This window comes from Altererythrobacter rubellus, from assembly GCF_030284385.1.
Classification (GTDB): Bacteria; Pseudomonadota; Alphaproteobacteria; order Sphingomonadales; family Sphingomonadaceae; genus Erythrobacter; species Erythrobacter rubellus.
In genome coordinates, this window is the sequence record NZ_CP127221.1 from 238,104 (window position 1) to 256,360 (window position 18,257).

At 58.1% G+C, this 18,257-nt stretch carries 17 protein-coding genes; 8 read left to right on the forward strand and 9 right to left on the reverse strand.

Annotated features, from left to right (window positions below):
• Window positions 1–25 precede the first annotated feature (25 nt).
• Window positions 26–478, reverse strand: a complete 453-nt coding sequence (locus QQX03_RS01125; protein WP_285976053.1) for a DUF3576 domain-containing protein — start codon at window positions 476–478, stop codon at window positions 26–28.
• Between the two features lie 419 nt (window positions 479–897).
• Here QQX03_RS01125 and QQX03_RS01130 point away from each other — a divergent pair, with 419 nt between their 5' ends.
• Together QQX03_RS01130 and phbB are read left to right on the forward strand one after the other, a co-directional pair.
• The gene (locus QQX03_RS01130) at window positions 898–1,650 is read left to right on the forward strand and encodes a hypothetical protein (RefSeq protein ID WP_285976054.1); all 753 of its coding nucleotides are present in this window, start codon (window positions 898–900) and stop codon (window positions 1,648–1,650) included.
• 115 nt (window positions 1,651–1,765) lie between these two features.
• A complete protein-coding gene (phbB, locus tag QQX03_RS01135) occupies window positions 1,766–2,488 on the forward strand; it encodes an acetoacetyl-CoA reductase (RefSeq protein WP_285976055.1) in 723 nt (240 codons plus the stop codon).
• Window positions 2,489–2,525: 37 nt separating this feature from the next.
• Here the strand turns inward: phbB and QQX03_RS01140 are convergent, their stop codons facing one another.
• Window positions 2,526–3,770, reverse strand: coding sequence for a lipase family protein (locus QQX03_RS01140; protein ID WP_285976056.1), 1,245 nt, complete (start codon window positions 3,768–3,770; stop codon window positions 2,526–2,528).
• A gap of 135 nt (window positions 3,771–3,905) precedes the next feature.
• Between QQX03_RS01140 and QQX03_RS01145 the strand changes: the two genes are divergently transcribed.
• On the forward strand, window positions 3,906–4,973 hold the full coding sequence (locus tag QQX03_RS01145) for a fatty acid desaturase (RefSeq protein ID WP_285976057.1): 1,068 nt from the start codon (window positions 3,906–3,908) through the stop codon (window positions 4,971–4,973).
• The gene (locus QQX03_RS01150) at window positions 4,970–5,203 is read left to right on the forward strand and encodes a ribbon-helix-helix domain-containing protein (RefSeq protein WP_285976058.1); all 234 of its coding nucleotides are present in this window, start codon (window positions 4,970–4,972) and stop codon (window positions 5,201–5,203) included. The genes QQX03_RS01145 and QQX03_RS01150 overlap by 4 nt, the downstream gene beginning before the upstream one ends.
• Here the strand turns inward: QQX03_RS01150 and murA are convergent.
• Window positions 5,200–6,483, reverse strand: a complete 1,284-nt coding sequence (gene murA, locus QQX03_RS01155) for a UDP-N-acetylglucosamine 1-carboxyvinyltransferase (RefSeq protein ID WP_285976059.1) — start codon at window positions 6,481–6,483, stop codon at window positions 5,200–5,202. The genes QQX03_RS01150 and murA overlap by 4 nt on opposite strands.
• 101 nt (window positions 6,484–6,584) lie before the next feature.
• On the opposite strand from murA, the gene galU reads away from it, so the two are divergent.
• A complete protein-coding gene (galU, locus tag QQX03_RS01160; protein ID WP_285976060.1) occupies window positions 6,585–7,475 on the forward strand; it encodes a UTP--glucose-1-phosphate uridylyltransferase GalU in 891 nt (296 codons plus the stop codon).
• Here the strand turns inward: galU and QQX03_RS01165 are convergent.
• From QQX03_RS01165 to QQX03_RS01190, 6 genes are all read right to left on the reverse strand, one after another.
• Complete coding sequence (locus QQX03_RS01165; RefSeq protein ID WP_285976928.1) at window positions 7,462–8,715, reverse strand: cytochrome P450; 1,254 nt, start codon at window positions 8,713–8,715, stop codon at window positions 7,462–7,464. The two genes, galU and QQX03_RS01165, sit on opposite strands and share 14 nt — an antisense overlap.
• Before the next feature lie 26 nt (window positions 8,716–8,741).
• Window positions 8,742–10,277: an acyl-CoA synthetase gene (locus QQX03_RS01170; protein ID WP_285976061.1), complete on the reverse strand. Its 1,536-nt coding sequence runs from the start codon at window positions 10,275–10,277 to the stop codon at window positions 8,742–8,744.
• Window positions 10,278–10,423: 146 nt separating this feature from the next.
• A complete protein-coding gene (locus QQX03_RS01175; RefSeq protein ID WP_285976929.1) occupies window positions 10,424–11,086 on the reverse strand; it encodes a M23 family metallopeptidase in 663 nt (220 codons plus the stop codon).
• 188 nt (window positions 11,087–11,274) lie between these two features.
• Window positions 11,275–12,066 carry a ferritin-like domain-containing protein gene (locus tag QQX03_RS01180; protein ID WP_285976062.1) on the reverse strand — a complete coding sequence of 264 codons (792 nt, stop codon included), beginning with the start codon at window positions 12,064–12,066 and terminating at the stop codon, window positions 11,275–11,277.
• A gap of 10 nt (window positions 12,067–12,076) precedes the next feature.
• Complete coding sequence (locus QQX03_RS01185; protein ID WP_285976063.1) at window positions 12,077–12,550, reverse strand: peroxiredoxin; 474 nt, start codon at window positions 12,548–12,550, stop codon at window positions 12,077–12,079.
• Complete coding sequence (locus tag QQX03_RS01190) at window positions 12,547–15,246, reverse strand: bifunctional [glutamine synthetase] adenylyltransferase/[glutamine synthetase]-adenylyl-L-tyrosine phosphorylase (RefSeq protein ID WP_285976930.1); 2,700 nt, start codon at window positions 15,244–15,246, stop codon at window positions 12,547–12,549. The genes QQX03_RS01185 and QQX03_RS01190 overlap by 4 nt, the downstream gene beginning before the upstream one ends.
• Before the next feature lie 115 nt (window positions 15,247–15,361).
• On the opposite strand from QQX03_RS01190, the gene QQX03_RS01195 reads away from it, so the two are divergent.
• The 3 genes from QQX03_RS01195 to QQX03_RS01205 are packed head-to-tail and all read left to right on the forward strand — an operon-like array spanning window position 15,362 to window position 18,248.
• A complete protein-coding gene (locus QQX03_RS01195) occupies window positions 15,362–17,056 on the forward strand; it encodes a M28 family metallopeptidase (RefSeq protein ID WP_432762832.1) in 1,695 nt (564 codons plus the stop codon).
• Between the two features lie 33 nt (window positions 17,057–17,089).
• Window positions 17,090–18,061 carry an agmatine deiminase family protein gene (locus QQX03_RS01200; protein ID WP_285976064.1) on the forward strand — a complete coding sequence of 324 codons (972 nt, stop codon included), beginning with the start codon at window positions 17,090–17,092 and terminating at the stop codon, window positions 18,059–18,061.
• Between the two features lie 46 nt (window positions 18,062–18,107).
• Window positions 18,108–18,248, forward strand: coding sequence for a hypothetical protein (locus QQX03_RS01205; RefSeq protein ID WP_157092814.1), 141 nt, complete (start codon window positions 18,108–18,110; stop codon window positions 18,246–18,248).
• The last annotated feature ends 9 nt before the right edge of the window (window positions 18,249–18,257 follow it).

Here is an 18,257-nt window from a genome sequence, read left to right on the forward strand (position 1 = left end):
GACAAACCCGTTAAGGGGAAAAAGATCAGGAAGACAATGTCTGTCGGCGCAATTCACGCGCCCGCGTAAGGATGATATCTTCAAGCTTCTGGACAGTTGCGGCCTGAACCGGCGCATCGACCCAGTTTCCGCTTTGCGTGACCTGGCGGCTTGCAGCAACACGCAACGCGTCCGCACGAAGGTCCTGATCGAGGATGGTCACCGTTACCTTGACCCGCTCAGCCGGATTCTGCGGATTTGCATACCAGTCTGTGATGATCACGCCGCCCATTGCATCTGCCTGAAGCAGAGGCGCAAAGCTGACTGTCTCCAAAGCCGAGCGCCATAGGTACGAGTTCACACCGATCGTGTTTACCTGTGATGCCGCAAGGTCAGCCTGTGGACGTTCACGGCTACCACATGCCGCAAGCGAAGCTAGTGCTGCGCAAGCAAGTGCCATGCGAACGGGACGGCGGGTGGCTGACTGGATCAAACTCATTGTCGCAAAATTCCTCACGCGAAAGGGCCCTTTGATGTGTCGCCGGACCGGTATCTGCCTTTGCTCTATAACTTCCACGGCGCGCGGGACAAGGCAGCAATGCCTGAACGCGCACCAAGATGCCCGCATTTCTGTGACGGTTCGCGCTTTACCCGCCATGAACACAAGGCAGCCTGCGCGAATCGAACCTTGCGATTCGCCGTCTGTGGAGACTCTGCAACAGGTTGGTGACGCTAGGGCAGACTAATCATTGCGAGCATTGCTTCAGCGACGGAAAGCGCTTTATTGACTTGCGAAATGAGAAACGGCTCGGGAACGAATCGAGTCGTGGTCAGGTTGGGTTCAGCCGGGTTTGGCTTTAAGTTAAGGCCAGAATTGAGCAGCAGTCCGCCTGAAACATGTGGGTAGAACGTCTAGAGATGGCACGAAAGCAAACAGCATCTGCGGCGCGCAAGCTGCCCTTGCTGCTGGCCGCTGCCGGTTTGGCGTTTGGCGTACCTTCGGCTGGCTTAGCGGTTGTTGCCTTCGGCGATGACACGATGACCAGCGAGCTTCCCTCTTTCGCAATGTTTACACCGGCGTCTGCAGATCCCGCGTTGGCCAAGCGCGTGGCTGAACAGGCCCGTCGCAATGGCATGCGCTTCACGCCTGCTGGCAGTGCGATCAAGCGTGACCGCACCATCACAGTGGCGGTTCGCGTAGATCAGGAAACGGCTCGCGCGATTTCTGTCCGTCAGGCGCTGGATGTTGCGCCTGGTGCGACCAACGCGCTGAATTCGCAGGTTGTGACCAGATACGATCTGGGCACTGCGCGGGGCTACCAGGGTTTCAAACGTCAGCAACCAGCGGTGTCACTGTCAGGCTCTGTGCGCAATATCACCATGCCGGACCTTTCGACCTTTGAGCCTGCTGGCCCGACCGCGCAAGACAAGCCAAGCCGCTTCTCGACACGGATCGCGCTGGAAGGCGAGCAGGCTGCAGGGCGTTCGCCGAACACGCTTGATGCACTGAGCGCGCAAACGGTTGATGTAGGCGGCGCTTACAGCATTACGCGCAATCTGGATGTGACAGCCGGTGTACGTTTGTCGCAAGAACGAGATCGCCTGACGCCAATCACAGATTCCAAGCAGGACAGCCAATCGGTTTATGTCGGAACGCAATTCCGCTTCTAACCCTGACAATCTGTATGAATTCGTATGAGAGACCCTGCTTCGGCGGGGTTTTTGATTCCCATGACGCTACGGCATCGCTACCTCGGATACTTGAATTGTATTTGGAGATCCGAGAATGGCACGCGTTGCAATCGTTACTGGCGGAACAAGAGGCATTGGCCGCGCTATCTGTGAGAAGCTGCAAGACGCGGGCTTCACCGTCATCGCCAATTACGCGGGCAACGATGCCGCCGCCGAACAGCTCAAGGCCGACACCGGGATCCAATCGTACAAATGGGACGTGGGCGACCATGAGGCGTGCCTGGACGGCTGCGCCCGGGTGGCCGCCGAGGTAGGACCGATCGATGTGGTCGTGAACAATGCCGGCATCACCCGCGACGGCACACTTCACAAGATGAGCTATGATGATTGGCACGAGGTCATGCGTATCAATCTGGGTGGCTGCTTCAACATGGCGAAAGCCTGCTTCCCGGGAATGCGCGAGCGGGGCTGGGGCCGGATCGTCAATATCGGCTCGATCAATGGTCAGGCAGGCCAATATGGCCAAGTCAACTATGCTGCTGCGAAGTCAGGCATTCACGGCTTCACCAAAGCTCTGGCTCAGGAAGGGGCGAAATTCGGTGTGACTGTCAACGCGATTGCACCGGGTTATATCGACACCGACATGGTCGCAGCTGTGCCCGAGCCCGTACTGGAGAAGATCGTCGCCAAGATTCCAGTGGGCCGCCTGGGACAGGCAAATGAAATCGCGCGTGGCGTGGCATTCCTGTGCAGCGAGAATGCCGGCTTCTTAACGGGCTCCACCATGAGCATCAACGGCGGCCAGCATATGTATTGAAGCGGCAGGCCGTCCGCGTGGACAGCCTGCCGGATGGCTAGCCCAATGGCGATGCGTCACAATTCCCTTTGATCGCATCACCTGCAAAGACAGCTTGCACGAACGTGAGTGATTCTCCGGTCGATCCCGGCACAACCTGCTTGTGATCGAGTTCGGTGTAGAGGTGCGCCTCGACCACCGTTCCCGCCGCACACGCGTCGCGCATGAAAGCCGCCTGCATGTGCTGAGGCGTATCGCGATCACGCGCGCCCGTTCCCAGAAAGATTGGCGCAGCGATGCTCATATCAGGAAAGCCCATCTGCCCAAAGACCCGGCCCAGCACATCCGATGGTGTTTGCTTGAACGCCCGATTGTAACTTAGCCCTGCTGTCTCAGTGCGTGCTCGCATCTCTTTGTGACAAGCATTGGTGACCATGCTGACGATCGGCCAAGCCTCATCAGATACATACTCTCGCATCAAGAATCCGGGCTCGATCTGCTCTGCCAATGTCATTGCGAGAAAATTATAGGCTAGCATCGGATCTGGTTGATCAGGTGGCCTGCTTTCATTCAAGGCAACAAGTGCGGCAGGCGAGAAGTATGGCACACCGGTTGCGACCACTCCTCTGATATCGACATCAGGCGCGTAGTCCGGTGCGTAGCTTGCCGTTGCGACCGCCGCGCCCGCGCCTTGCGATTGCCCGATCACCACGACGCCTGATGAAACGGGATAGCCCGCACCCTGAACTGCTCGAATAATGTCGAGATTGCTATATGCTGCGGGACGCGTTGCGAGATAGGGGTGCGTGCCGGGTGTTCCGAGCCCCTGATAATCCGAAGCTACAACCGCAACCCCCTGACCAAGCCAGAAGTTGAGATAGTCCATATCCTGCTGCTGCCGCCCATCCCATGATGGCGCGCAGATATCTGCGATACCGACTGTCCCATGGGTCCAGGCCATCAACGGCCACCCACCTTCGGGTGCATCACCCCTGGGCAAATACAATACACCGGACACAGCGGTTATGGCCGAGCCGCCTAATCCCTCCGTAGAAGTATATAGCAACCGGACATTATCTGCAGCGCCTCTCAAAGCCTGTCGTTCATCCAGCGGCTCGCTGCGTAGAATGGTGCCCGGCGTTTCGGGAAGCTCGCCTTCGAATGCATAGAATTCTGATACACCCCCGTCGCCGAGCGTTGCGCTATTCCATGCAGATGCGCCTTTCGTGGCGGTCGCGTTCACACATCCGCCCACAAACAATATCGACAAACCTGTAAGCGCCCCCAGCAACCATCTATGCATCCAGTGATCCCCTCTCTGTGTCATACTGCCGCCTGGCAGAGCACCAAGCAAGCTCTGTGCACTCTCTGCGAACATTGCTTCGCAACCGACGAGCGCGCGTGACAATCCATGGGAAGCTGGCTAGGCGTTTGTCTCGTGACAACTCTCATTGATACCAGCCCGAACCAGACCCGCCGTGAAGAGCCGAGCTCCGCCGGTCTTGAAGCCCGTCAATTGATGCGTGAACTATCAGCTTTCAAGACGCCCCGGATCAGCCGGAGCAGCTGGGAATTGGCCTCCACGCTTTTGCCATTCGTGACCTTGTTTGCGGTGATGCTGTTCGCAGTTGATGCGGGCTATTACTGGGCGCTGGCGTTGGCCCCGGTGACCGGTCTGCTACTGCTGCGCCTGTTCATCATTCAACATGACTGCGGCCATGGCGCCTTTCTGCCGGGGCGCAAAGGCAATGACTGGGTGGGGCGCGCGATGGGCGTGCTGACCCTGACCCCATATGATTGCTGGGCCCGCTCGCACGCGATCCATCACGCTTCGACAGGCAATCTAGATGCGCGGGGTTATGGCGACGTCGACACTCTGACGGTTCAGGAATATGCGGACAGCCCGCGTTTGAAACGCTGGTTCTATCGCTTCTATCGTAGCCCCGCGGTCCTGCTCGGCCTTGGCCCTGCCTATCTGTTTCTGTTGCGGCACCGCTTGCCAATCGGGCTGATGAAAGCGGGCTGGATTTACTGGATCGCGGCAATGGGGACCAATCTGGTTACCGCCATTATCCTCGGCTCACTGGTCTATGCCTTCTCTTTCGCGACAGTCGCGGTGATTTTTCTGCCCATTCTACTGATCGCTGCCTCGACCGGGGTCTGGCTGTTCTATGTACAGCACCAGTTCGAGCACGGACATTGGGACAAGGATGCTGAGTGGTCATTCCACGACGCGGCACTGATGGGTAGCTCACACCTTGAGCTTCCAGCGGTCTTGCGCTGGTTCACCGGAAATATCGGAATTCACCACGTGCACCATTTGGCCAGTCGGGTACCGTTTTATCGACTGCCAGAAGTGCTTCGGACATTCCCCGAGCTGCACGATCTCAATCGTTTCACCATGCGGGATACGTTCTCGATGATGCGGCTGGCCTTGTGGGACGAGGGCCAGCGACGATTGGTGAGCTTCCGCGAAGCAAAGCAGCTCGCGCGCGCAAGCGCATGAGCGCGACTCCGCCCTATCATCCTCCGGTTAAGCGATCGGTGCAGATTGAAGGGCACAAGACCTCCATCAGCCTGGAGCCGGTATTCTGGGATATGCTGCGCACGGCCGCTGCGCGGGAAGGCGTCGCGATCAATGCACTCGTCGCGCGGATCGACGAAGAACGTATCAAGTCGAAAACCCCGCCGGGGCTCGCCAGCGCCATCCGGGTCTGGTTGGTTAGCCGGGTCTAGTCGTCGCCGACCCGCTCGATATCCGCACCCACCAACTTAAGCTTCTCTTCCAGACGTTCATATCCTCGGTCCAGATGATAGAGCCGCCGGACGGTTGTTTCACCTTCAGCAACAAGCCCTGCCAGCACCAGGCTGAACGAGGCGCGCAAGTCGGTGGCCATCACCTCTGCGCCCGTCAATGTCTCCACACCTTTGACGATTGCCGTGCGGCCCTCTGTCTCAATATCTGCGCCCATGCGCGCAAGTTCCGGTACGTGCATGTAACGGTTCTCGAATATGGTCTCTTTCAGCACACTCGTGCCTTCTGCCTTGCATAGCAGCGCCATGAGTTGCGCCTGCATGTCAGTCGCGAGGCCGGGGTATGGAGCGGTCGTGAGATTGGTCGCCTTGAGCGGGCCATTGGCCTTGACGCGGATTGCCTTCGCTTCTTCCTCAACCTCAACGCCGATATTACGCAGTGCATGAATTGTGGCCGCCATTTCATCGGGTTTTGCGCCTTCAAGTCGAACGTCACCGCCCGTTATTGCGGCCGCGCATGCGTAAGAACCAGCCTCGATTCGGTCGGGCATCACGCGGTAGGTGGCGCCATGCAGCCGCTTTACACCGTGGATTGTCAGGTCGGACGAACCGATCCCTTCGATCTCAGCCCCCATCGCCACCAGAAGATTGCATAAATCAACGATTTCCGGCTCGCGCGCAGCATTGAACAAACGGCTCGTACCATTCGCCAGCACCGCCGCCATCAGTGCGTTTTCCGTAGCGCCGACCGAAACCACCGGAAAATCAAACTCACCGCCGGGCAATCCGCCATCGGGCGCCATCGCTTTGACGTAACCCTGTGCCAGTTCGATCTCGGCGCCGAAAGCTTCCAGTGCCTTCAAGTGCAGATCGATCGGGCGGTTACCGATTGCACAGCCACCCGGCATGGACACTGTCGCTTCGCCCATCCGGGCAAGCATCGGGCCTAGCACGAGGATCGATGCGCGCATCTTGCGCACCAAATCATAGGGCGCAACGGTGGAGGTAATACGTGGGGCTTCTAGGCTCATCACCCGGCCGAAATCTTCGGGCCGCGTGCCTTGGACCACTGTGGTGATCCCGAACTGATTCATCAGGTGCTGGAACCCGTCAATGTCCGCCAGCCGCGGCAAATTGCGCAGCGTAAGAGGCTCTTCAGTCAGAAGTGCACAGGGAATCAGCGTGAGCACCGCATTCTTCGCGCCTGAGATGGGAATTGTTCCCTCTAGGCGGTTGCCGCCTTTGATAACCAGTTTGTCCATAGAATGCCCTTAGCCAATCCTTGCGTTCACGCAAATGAACAAGATGATACAGCGTGAGTGTCTGCTTGCGAGAGACAGGATTGCGGCCTATTCGCTGGCCCATGACAACACATAAGCCGATCAAGAAGGCCGTCTTTCCCGTCGCGGGCCTGGGTACGCGTTTTCTGCCTGCCACCAAAGCGATTCCGAAGGAGTTGCTGCCGATCGTGGACCGTCCGCTAATCCAATATGCGGTGGACGAAGCGCGCGAGGCGGGGATCGAGCAGATGATCTTTGTGACGGGGCGCGGAAAGACCGCGATTGTCGAACATTTCGACATGGCGTTCGAGCTGGAAAAGACCATGAACGAGCGCGGCAAGAATATGAGCGTGCTTGAGCCGACCCGCGCAACACCGGGCGATATCATCACCGTGCGTCAGCAAGTCCCGCTTGGCTTGGGCCACGCGATCTGGTGCGCGCGTGCGATAGTAGGCGATGAACCTTTTGCAATTTTTCTCCCCGACGAGCTGATGATTGGCAACAAGGGTGGAACCGGTTGCATGAAGCAAATGGTAGACGCCTATCATCGCACAGGCGGGAATATCATCAGCGTGCTGGAAGTGCCGCATGAAGAGGTCTCCAGCTATGGTGTGATCGATCCCGGTGCGGAAAATGGTGCGCTGACTGAAGTCAAAGGGCTGGTTGAGAAACCACCCGTGGCTGAGGCTCCATCGAACAAGATCATTTCCGGCCGCTATATCTTGCAGCCAGAAGTCATGCGCGTGCTTGAAGCCCAAGAAAAGGGCGCAGGCGGAGAGATCCAGCTGACTGATGCAATGGCCAAGATGATCGGCCAGCAGCCGTTCCATGCGGTCACCTTTGACGGAAAACGCTATGATTGCGGCAATAAGCTCGGCTTTGTCGAAGCGACATTGGCGCTAGCGCTGGAACGCGAGGACATGGGCGCAGACGTGCGCGCAATGGCGGAGCGATTGCTCGCTAGCCAGCTCTAAAGCGCAGCGGCAATGTCTTCAGCCCGCCAACAAATGTAGAAGTCGCCCGTTTGGGCTCGCCAGCCAGTTCAATACTTTCCACCCGGTCAAGTATTGTCTCGAAGAGTATTTTCATCTCCATTCGCGCCAAGTGAAGGCCAAGGCATTGGTGCGCGCCAGCACCAAAGGCAGCATGGCGATTGGGCGAACGAGAGGCGTCAAATTTACGCGGGTTCTCAAACTGCGCCGGATCATGGTTGGCGGCAACATAATTGATCATCAGCCAGTCACCTGCCTTGATCTGCTGGCCGCCTATCTCGACATCTTCCGCCGCAGTACGCATGAAATGCTGTACCGGCGTGGTCCATCGGATCGCCTCTTCGACAATGCCCGGCAGCAATGAACGGTCCGCCTTGACCCGCGCCCATTGCTCCGGGTCTTGCGCCAACGCTTGCATCGCGCCTGCGGTCGAAGCCGAGGTGGTATCATGGCCAGCGGTCGCGACGATGATGTAGTATCCCGCCATGTCACGCTCGGGTAGCGGCTCTCCATCGACCGTGGCATTCGCAATGACACTCGCAACATCCTCAGTAGGATTGGCGCGGCGTTCAGCTGCAATCCCGGCGAAGTATTCTTCAAACGTTTTCACCGCACCTGCAACCAGCTGGACGACTTGCTCTGCCGTCATGTTCTCCATGCCCGTGCCCGAGAGGTCCGCATCCTGCCCACCGAACAGCTGCTGCGTCAGCATCTGCATCCGCGGCTCGTCTTCTTCAGGCACGCCAAGAATCTGCATTACGACATGCAGCGGGTAAGGGCCGGAAACCAGCTTCACAAAATCAGCTTGAGGGCCTGCTGCGATCAAACCGTCCACAGTGCGGTTCGCAATCGCGCGGATTTCACCTTCCATCCTCGCCAGATTGCGCGGCATGAACCAGTCTTGCGTCAGCCGGCGATATTTCGGATGGATCGGGGCGTCGAACACCACCAGTGAATCGACCAGCATGTTCGAGCCGGTCGCAGCGCGACTGAATTCAATCGCTTCACGAAAACTGAAAACGACAGGGCGCGGATTGTTGAGGAATGTCGCATTATCTTTCGAGATCCTCATCACGTCTTCATATCGCGTGATCAGCCAAAAGGGATCGAACAGCTCGCCGTCTTCCGGCTCTACCCGCGAAACCGGTGCCTCTTTGCGCAGGCGATCAAACGTATCGAGAAGCCCGTCCCATTCAGCATAGGCATGCGGGTTGATGACCATTCGGGCGACATCGCTAGGCAGCGCGCTCAAGAAACGGCTGCCTTGGCCAGATACTCATCACGCAGTTCGCGCTTGTAGAGCTTGCCATTGGCCTCGCGCGGCAGATCCGGGCGAAAGTCGAACAACTTGGGCATCTTGATGCGTGCCAGTTGTGGCTCGAGGAAATCGCGCAGCTCTTGCTCAAGCGCTTCGCCCGCATCGCTCATATCGATCGGCTGTACCACGGCGACGACCCTCTCGCCGAGATCAGGATCAGGCGCTCCGATCACTGCGGCATCCATGATCTTGTCATGCGTGACAAGCAGGTTCTCGATTTCCTGCGGGTAGATGTTGACCCCGCCCGATATGATCATGTGGCTTTTGCGGTCGGTCAGAAACAGAAAGCCCTCTTCATTGACGTGCCCGATATCGCCCAAGGTCATCCACCCCTTGGGATGCATCGCTTCCTTCGTTTTCTCGGGATCATTGTGATAAGTCGGCAGAATGTCGTTTTCGTAGAAGATGAGGCCATCTTCGCCCGGGCCAAGCTCTTCATTGTCAGGGCCGCAAACATGCACAGTTCCGTGGATCGCCTTGCCTACAGTACCAGGATACTTGAGCCAGTCGGCTGAGTGCACCATGGTCATGCCGATGCTTTCCGAGCCGGCATAGTACTCGTTCACAATTGGGCCCCACCAATCGATCATCTCCCGCTTGATCTCGACCGGGCAAGGTGCAGCGGCGTGCAGCGCGCGTTTGTGCGAAGACAAATCATACTTGGTACGAATGTCTTTCGGCAATTTAAGCATGCGAACGAAATGGGTGGGCACCCATTGGCTGTCTGTAACCTTGTATTTCTCGATCGCCGCAAGTGCGGTCTCCGGATCGAATTTCTCCATCATCACGACCGTTCCGCCAAGCCGATGGACGGTCGAGCTCCAGCCGATCGGCGCAGCATGATAAAGCGGAGCGGGCGAGAGATAGACCATAGTTCCATCTGCCGGCATTCCGGCGCCCATTACAGCGAGCCCGATAAAGGGATTCACCGCTTGTGGATCCGGATCAGCCGGGGGCGCCGGGCGAATACCCTTCGGCCTGCCTGTGGTTCCCGACGAATAGAGCATGACAAGTCCGGCCTGTTGATCGGGGAACGGTTCGCTTGGCTGGCTTGCCAATGCGGTTGCGAAGTCCTCTTCACCGCTGCCGTCCATGATCAATACGGGCAAATCAGGATGTGCGGCGCGAATGCCAGGCAGGACACCATTGAACGCCTCAGAAGTGATCAGCAGCTTGGCTTCGCTGTCCTTCAGAATGTACGCTATTTCCGGCGCTGTCAGACGGGTGGAGATCGGGACCAGCATTGTGCCTGCGCGCTGCGATCCCCAAATCAGCGTGTAGAACTCTATCCGGTTCTCCAGCAGCACGGCAAAGGCATCATCCGGAGCAAATCCGTTTGCGCACAGCAAATGCGCAAACCGATTGGCTTGCTCATCCATCTCGCCAAAGCTCATCGTCTTGCCGCTGCCGGCCATAATGACAGCCGGATGATCGGGGCGCGCCTGTGCGTGCTGAATCGGGTGCATGTGGTTATTTCTCCTTAACAAGGAGATTACCTAGCCGAACCATTTGGACAAGAAAAAAGGCGGCGGGAAAACCCGCCGCCATTGATCGGACATCCTCTCCTCTGTCCGAAATCCGCTTCCAGGCGGAAAACCTTTGTCGCGACCGGCTACTCGCCTCCTTGGCCGCCTTCAACTTCCGAAGCCTCTTCCAACTCCGCCAGCTGCTGAATAACTGGAGCTTCTACCATATACGGAATTGGATTGACTGCAACACCCGATACGCGAACTTCGTAATGAAGATGGGGACCGGTTGAGCGACCCGTTGATCCGACATAGCCGATCAAGTCGCCCTTCTTGACACGCTGGCCCGCGGAAACCGCGAGACGCGACATGTGTGCATAGCGCGTTTCCAATTCCGCGCCGTGTTCAATCTCAATGAACAGGCCGTAGCTCGAAAACCTCTCCGCGCGATCCACGATACCGTCAGCAGTCGCATAGATCGGCGTGCCGGTGGGGGCGGCCAGATCGATTCCCTTATGGCTACGGCGACCACCAAGAACGGGGTGTGTGCGCATTCCGAAACCGCTTGTCAGCCTGGCATCCTGCAGAGGCATGATCGACGGAACCGATATGCTGGCGCTGACTGTGGTCGCATCCTGGCCGCGCTCTTCGAGTGCTTCCCAGCTTGCAAACAATTGCTGATAGCGGGCGTCGCCCTGCAGCATCGATTCGTCTTGTGCATCACGAACAGTGTCACGGATATCAACCGAAGCCGCATTGGAATTAGCTAACGCAGGAGTCGCTGTACTCATCAAGCCAGCCACGGCCATGGCGATTGCGCCATTGATAGCCTTCAGGATTTGCGGTCCGATCAAAACTTGTTCCTCAACACGAACCCTGGTTCGGACCCGCTTCGTTTCTGTGCGACCCAAAGGGGGGCCAACCAATCGCGCCCCTTCGAGGCTGGCGTCTCTTTATTGACGCCTTTGTGCAATTCTGGGTTAACGGCCAAAACGGTTTACGAAGCAATAGCGTTGTAGAAGTCCCGCGATAAACCGGCTGCAAGACGCGCCGAGTCGTTAAACGGCGGTTTAACGCTCCCGCGAAAGTACTTCGATACAAGCCCTTGCCAGCTTTGCTGCGGTGATTCGCCCGCTTTTTCCGCAAGGGCGACAAAATGCTTGGTGCCAAAACCGACATGCCGGATTTCGTCGTCAAGGATTCGTTCGAGAATCCGGGCGCCATTTTCATCCCCGGCAGAACGGACGCGCTGCAACGTGGCGGGTGTGACGTCCAACCCGCGCGCTTCAAGCACCATCGGTACTATCGCCAGCCGGGCTCGCACATCATGGCGTGTTTCAAACGCTGCTTGCCACAAGCCACCATGCGCAGGCAGCGCGCCATAGTCACTACCCAGATTTTCCAGTTTCCTGGCAAGCAATGCGAAATGCATCGCTTCGTCTGCTGCAACTGACAGGAAGTCATCGACAAACTCTGCCCCCATGATTTCGCCAAAGCGCCCTACTATATCGAGCGCCAGATCGATCGCGACAAATTCGATGTGAGCAAGGCTGTGCCACATTGCAATACGCCCGCGCTCCGATCCGCCCTTGCTGCGTCTCGGCATCTGTTGCGGGGGCAGCAATTCGGGGTGTGCCGGGCGTGCTGGCTCGTCTGGCATTTGTGCGTCGAATACAAACTCAAGTCGGCCCTGCCGCCAATTTCGCGCCACATCGCGCGTCACCATCACCTTGGCACGCGGATCCGCCGTCAGCAGCGCCGCTCGGATAGCTGATGCAAGCGTAGTCATCGAATTACAGTCATAACGCCTTTGCAGCGGCAAGGACTTCTTCCGCGTGGCCTTTGACTTTCACCTTGTTCCAGACCTGCGCGATCTTGCCATCTGTGCCGATCAGATAGGTCGTGCGGACCATGCCCATATAGGTCTTTCCGTACATCTGCTTTTCAGTCCAGATGCCGAGCGCGTCAGACAGGCCGCGCTCCTCCGCATCAGTCGCCAGCGGGGTCTTCAGACCGTGCTTGGCGATGAAGTTTTGATGCTTCTTGGCCGAGTCCTTGCTCACACCCAATAATGCTACGCCAGCCTTGTCAAAGTCACTTTTGAGCGCAGTGAAATCCTTCGCTTCGGTCGTGCAACCCGGTGTGTTGTCTTTCGGGTAGAAGAACACAACCAGCTTCTGCCCAACAAAATCACTCGCCTTCACGCTGCCACCTTCGGGTGTTTCCATCGCGATATCAGGCATTGCATCGCCGACGCCAGGGGAAGTGCTCATGTTTCAATCTCCAATTTCAATTCAAATGTCTGTCGCCAGATCGCAGCCACAATTTGCCGCGCCTCGCCAAGTCTGCACAAGAGCGCGCTATAGGTTTCGCATTGGCAAGCTTTGGCGAGCGCTGATGCTGCAGATTTTGGTGGTTCTTCACTGAGGTAGGGAGCAAACAATCGCCCCGCAACCAAAGCCCGTGTCATCAGATCGTGTGCTTCGCGCGTCTCGCTGGGCAGATGGCCTGCCGCGACAAGCTCATCGACAGCTTTGCTCAGATCAGGTTGCAGCGCGATCCCTTCGCGCAGTTGAAGGAAGTGCACTGCAAACTCCAGATCGACTAGCCCGCCACGCGTCAGCTTGACGTCCAGCAAGCCTTTCGCGGGCTTATGCTTCGCCATCTCGCTGCGCATCTCCAGTATGGCCTCACGAAGGTTAGCGGGGTCACGCGTTTGAGTGAGCACATCTGCGATGATTGTGTCGAGCCGGGTTCGAGCGCTGTCCGATCCGACGAGTACCCGGGCTCTCGTGAGCGCCATGTGCTCCCACGTCCATGCAGCCTCATACTGGTATTTAGCGAAGGCATCCAGCGTCACCGCCAAGGGGCCCTGCGCCCCTTGTGGCCGCAAGCGTGTGTCGATTTCATATAGCGCGCCCTGCGCGGTGGGCACAGAAAGTGCAGCGCTAACCCGCTGTGCCAGCCGGTTATAGTATTGCGTTCCGCCAAGCGGGCGCTCGCCATCAGACTCTGCGCTGGTATCGCCGGTGAACAGATAGATTATGTCGAGATCGGAGGCATGGGTCAGCGCGCCACCGCCCAAGCGGCCCAAGCCCAGAACCATCAACTCGCTGCCCTCTATGGTGCCATGTTTGCGTGCAAACTCTTTACAGGCCGCCCGGTGCGCGACCTGCAATCCCGCTTCTGCTGTACGCGAAAGCGCCGCCGCTATGTCAAGCGGGTCATGCACGCCTTGTACAAGCTGCAAGCCCAAAGCAAAGCGAAGTTCGCCGGTAACAATGCGGATTCGATCGAGCTGACGTTCGTAATCGCGCGCGGCATCGCCCGCTTCCATCCGTGCGGCAATCGCATCGACATCTCCGGGAAGATCCAGCGCGCTTGCGTCGATCAGCGTATCCAGCAGCCCCGGGCGGCGCCCCAAATCCTCTGCCAATGTCGGCGCCAGCGTCAACACGGCCATCAATTGCTCGAACAGCCCGGGGCGCGCTTCAAGCAAGCGAAACAGATTGACTGCAGAAGATGCGTTGGAGAGTACGCTTTCCCAGCGCAGGATTGCGCGTTCCGGATCATCTGCATTGGCAAGCGCTTCAAGCAGGTCAGGCAACATCGCATCGAAGGCACTCAGTGCTGCGCTGGATTTGAGCGCCTGATAGCGGCCATCGCGCCAGTTCGTGATGCGCTCAGCCAGCCGATCAGGTTCGGCCATGCCAAGCGCATGCAAACGGTCAGACAGGCTCGTAGTTGCGGGCGTTACCGGCTCGGCATCGCTGCCCACGTCAAGCAATCGATCATACTCAACAGCGACGCGATCAGTAACCTCACGCAAGTTCTCGATCAGCTGCGCAGCATCACGCAACCCATCCAGCCGGGCAACGGATTCCAATGCATCGCCAGCAGGTAGCGCATGTGTCTGCTGGTCATTGACCATTTGCAGCCGGTGTTCGACCACGCGCAGCCGATCATAAGCTTCACCCAGTGCGGTCGCTTGATCCGTGTCGATCCTGCCCGCTGCCGCAAGTGCATCAAGCGCAGCGCGCGTTCCGCGCAGCCGCAAAGATGGATCGCGCCCTCCATGGATCAACTGATGCGTTTGCGCGAAAAACTCGACCTCGCGAATTCCGCCGCGCCCGTGTTTCAAGTTGAACCCGGGGCCGACTTCGTTCGGGCCCTTGTAGTTTGATCGGATGCGTTCAGTCAGCCGGCGGATCTCGTCGATTGCGCCAAAATCAAGGCTTGAACGCCATACAAACGGCTTGATTGCATCCAGGAAGGCTTCGCCCGCTGCAACATCGCCGGAGCAGGCACGCGCCCGAATAAAGGCCGCTCTCTCCCAAGCAAGTGCCGAGCTTTCATAGTGAGATAGCGCGGCATTGGTCGAAATGGCCAACGGGCTGACTTCGCTCGCCGGGCGCAATCGCAAATCGACCCGGAAAACATATCCTTCAGCCGTATTCTCTGACAAGGTCCGCACAATCTCGCGCGCATATCGCTGTGCCGCCTCGCCCGGTTCATCTCGCTCGCGTCTGGGAAGCGTCTCGGGATCATAAAGCAGGATTGGATCAATGTCCGAGCTGTAGTTGAGCTCATGTGCGCCATGTTTCCCAAGCGCCAGCGCAATCATGCCGCGCAAGTCAGCCCCCTCTACCCGGCGAAGGATAGCGTCATTGATAGCTAGATCTAGCGCCCGATCAGCCAGATCGGACAGTTCGACCATCACAAAGTCGACATTGAAAACTCCGGCAAGGTCTCCGATCGCCAGCGCGGTTGAATAGGCCAGCCGTTCGCGCCGCAAAGCAACGCCCGTTGATGACGCACCTTGGCCAGCTTTGCGCGCCCATTCCAAAGCAGCTTCATGATCGCCAGATTCCAGCAATGCAGTAAGATCAGGCTGCCGGTCCAATGCGCGCGCCAGAAACGGCGCCTCCGCCTTTGCCCGAGCCAATGCCTGCTGCCAATCGCCATTCATCCGCTCTCCCTGCCCGCGCGCGTGAGACAGTGCAAGCACCGCAAGCGCTTGCCCCGCGCTGCTCGCTTATGCAAAGGGTGCGCCATAGATTTAGAGTAGAGAGGATACGTCACCAATGATAAAGCCCCGCATTACAGCTGGCCTCGCCATGCTTTGTGCATTGTCGCTCACCGCATGCGACATGATGACCAAAAGCGAACCCGAACTCGATATCCTGGAAGTTGCGGATGGCGACATTTCCCAGGCGACCATGGTCGACATCACGCGTGAGCTGTCGAGTGACAAATTCGACGGCCGTATGCCGGGAACTGAAGGCGAAGAACTGACTGTTGCGCTTTTGACCGAGCGTTTTGAAGCAGCTGGGCTTGAGCCTGGCAACAATGGTTCTTGGGTTCAGGATGTGCCGCTGGTTGAAATCACCGGCAAGAATTTCGCGCCGCTTACGATCACTAATGGCGAAACAGACATGGTGTTCGATTTCGGCAGCGAATGGGTGGGTGTAACTTACCGCGAAGACGCGCAGACCCAGCTTGCCAACAGCGAGCTGGTGTTTGTCGGCTATGGCATCAACGCGCCGGAACGTGGCTGGAATGACTATGATGGTGTCGATGTAACCGGCAAAACCGTGGTTATCCTTGTCAATGATCCAGACTGGCAAACGCCGGGCCTTGAAGGAACCTTCAATGGCCGCGCCATGACCTATTACGGGCGCTGGACTTACAAATATGAAGAGGCCGCAAGGCAAGGCGCAGCAGGTGCTTTGATCATTCATGACACGGAACCTGCCAGCTATGGCTGGAACGTTGTCGAGAGCAGCTGGTCCGGCCCGCAGGCCTATGCCCAGCGGGGCGAGAACGCGCCGCCGCTCACAACCATGAATGGCTGGGTGCAGAAGGAAGTCGCCCGTGAAATCCTGAGCGCTGCCGGACAGGATCTGGACGCACTTTCGGAAGCCGCGAAGTCGGAGGATTTCACACCTGTCGAACTGGGATTCTTGGCATCGACCAGCTTCGCCAATGACATTCGCACCTTTGCATCGAAGAATGTGATTGGCGTGCTTCCAGGTGCAACCCGCCCAGACGAATATGTCATCCACACCGCGCATTGGGACCATCTGGGTCGCTGTACACCGGCGCCCGATGGCGATGATATCTGCAATGGAGCGGTCGACAACGCCACAGGCACAGCTGCTTTGGTGGCTTTGGCAGAAGCACATGGCAAGGCCGGTGCGCCCGATCGCAGCCTGGTCTTCCTGGCCGTGACCGCTGAGGAATCGGGTCTGCTGGGTGCGCATTACTATGCCGAAAACCCTGTCTTCCCGCTCGCGCAGACGGTTGGCGGCATCAATATGGACGCTTTCCTGATTGCTGGCCCGTCCAAGGACGTAACCGTTGTTGGCCCGGGCAAATCGCAGCTCGACCAGTTCCTTGAAGCAGCGCTGGTCGCTGATGGCCGCGTTTCAACGCCCAACCCCAATCCGGAAGCGGGATACTATTATCGCAGCGATCACTTTGCCTTCGCCAAGCGCGGTGTGCCGATGCTCTATGTCGATGGCGGCGAAGACCTGGTTGAGGGAGGACGCGAAGCGGGCGCAGCGTTGCAACAGGATTATCGCGACAATCGCTATCACGGCCCCAAAGACGAGTTCAACGAGGAGTGGGACTGGTCAGGCGTGATGGCTGACCTGCAGCTGTTTTACCGCCTTGGCCGGATGATGGCGATAAGCACAAGCTGGCCAAACTGGAATGAAGGTGACGAGTTCAAAGCTACGCGTGACGAAGATTGCGCGAGCAGCGATACTGGCTGCTGACTTCCGACGCATGCTGGATAAGAGAACCGGTCTATGGCCAACATCCTGATGCCGCCTGAATGGGCACCGCAGGATTGGCTGTGGATCGGTTTTCCGCATCTCGCTGAGGAGTGGCCCGGCTTTCTCGATCCAGCACAGGCTCAGATTGCAGCCTTCGCAAATGCCGTTGCTGAAAGCGGGCAAGAAGTTCGCCTGCTTGTTCGGGATGAAGCGAATGAAGCGCGCGCACGCACGCTGGTTTCAGGTAAAGTAACGCTCGAGCGTCGTGCCTATGGCGATATCTGGCTGCGTGACACCGGCCCGCTGGTGCGCGGTGACGGGTCTGCGCTGCGCTGCGGCTTCAACGGATGGGGCGGCAAATATCTGATGGACGGCGATCAGCAGATCGGCGCCGAACTCGCTTTTGATGCCGGGCTTCCTGTCATCGACGGCGACTGGATTCTGGAGGGCGGCGCAATTGATGGTGACGGCACCGGCATTGTGCTGACCACCGAACAATGCCTGCTCAACCCCAACCGCAATCCGCATCTCTTACGCGGAGATATTGAGGCAAGACTTGCGCGCGATCTGGGTTTCACGCGAATTGTGTGGCTCGGCGACGGTCTGATCAATGATCACACCGATGGTCATGTTGATAATCTTGCACGCTTTGTAGCGCCGGGCGAGGTGGTGCTTCCACGCGCGACCGGCGGCGATGACCCCAACGAGTCAATCTATGCCGATGCCAAGGCACGGATTCTTGATGCAGGACTGACACTGCATCAAATCCCATCGCCCAGCCTGATCGAGCGAGACGGCCAGATCGAACCGGCCAGCTACGTGAACTTCGCGATCACCACGCATCTGGTGGTGGTGCCGACCTTTGGCTCTCCGCATGACGAAGAAGGAGTGGCGGCCATTGCCGCGCTGTTCCCGGATCGCGAAACAGTGGGGTTACCGGGTGACGCAGTCCTTGCAGGCGGGGGCGGGTTTCACTGCGCCAGCCAGCAAATGCCTAGCCTTTAAACGCGCATTAACGGGTCGTTAGGAATTGAGGCGGATAATTCCGCCTATGTCCAAGGTCATTTCTCTTACGCGCGCGGTCCGTCTGTCGGATAAAGTCGCAGAGGCACGGCTCGAAGTGATCCGCGTTACGCTGGTCACGACTTGCGCCGTCGCACTCATCGCAGCCGACCGCGCGCTTCCTTTTTGAACCTCAGGC

Coding starts and splice junctions, on each gene's coding strand:
- QQX03_RS01125 (WP_285976053.1), bottom strand. CDS start 478: ATGAGTTTGATCCAGTCAGCCACCCGCCGTCCCGTTCGCATGGCACTT.
- QQX03_RS01200 (WP_285976064.1), top strand. CDS start 17,090: ATGGCCAACATCCTGATGCCGCCTGAATGGGCACCGCAGGATTGGCTG.
- QQX03_RS01140 (WP_285976056.1), bottom strand. CDS start 3,770: ATGCATAGATGGTTGCTGGGGGCGCTTACAGGTTTGTCGATATTGTTT.
- galU (WP_285976060.1), top strand. CDS start 6,585: ATGACAACACATAAGCCGATCAAGAAGGCCGTCTTTCCCGTCGCGGGC.
- QQX03_RS01150 (WP_285976058.1), top strand. CDS start 4,970: ATGAGCGCGACTCCGCCCTATCATCCTCCGGTTAAGCGATCGGTGCAG.
- QQX03_RS01170 (WP_285976061.1), bottom strand. CDS start 10,277: ATGCACCCGATTCAGCACGCACAGGCGCGCCCCGATCATCCGGCTGTC.
- murA (WP_285976059.1), bottom strand. CDS start 6,483: ATGGACAAACTGGTTATCAAAGGCGGCAACCGCCTAGAGGGAACAATT.
- phbB (WP_285976055.1), top strand. CDS start 1,766: ATGGCACGCGTTGCAATCGTTACTGGCGGAACAAGAGGCATTGGCCGC.
- QQX03_RS01205 (WP_157092814.1), top strand. CDS start 18,108: ATGTCCAAGGTCATTTCTCTTACGCGCGCGGTCCGTCTGTCGGATAAA.
- QQX03_RS01130 (WP_285976054.1), top strand. CDS start 898: ATGGCACGAAAGCAAACAGCATCTGCGGCGCGCAAGCTGCCCTTGCTG.
- QQX03_RS01175 (WP_285976929.1), bottom strand. CDS start 11,086: ATGGCCGTGGCTGGCTTGATGAGTACAGCGACTCCTGCGTTAGCTAAT.
- QQX03_RS01195 (WP_432762832.1), top strand. CDS start 15,362: ATGATAAAGCCCCGCATTACAGCTGGCCTCGCCATGCTTTGTGCATTG.
- QQX03_RS01190 (WP_285976930.1), bottom strand. CDS start 15,246: ATGAATGGCGATTGGCAGCAGGCATTGGCTCGGGCAAAGGCGGAGGCG.
- QQX03_RS01185 (WP_285976063.1), bottom strand. CDS start 12,550: ATGAGCACTTCCCCTGGCGTCGGCGATGCAATGCCTGATATCGCGATG.
- QQX03_RS01165 (WP_285976928.1), bottom strand. CDS start 8,715: ATGGTCATCAACCCGCATGCCTATGCTGAATGGGACGGGCTTCTCGAT.
- QQX03_RS01180 (WP_285976062.1), bottom strand. CDS start 12,066: ATGACTACGCTTGCATCAGCTATCCGAGCGGCGCTGCTGACGGCGGAT.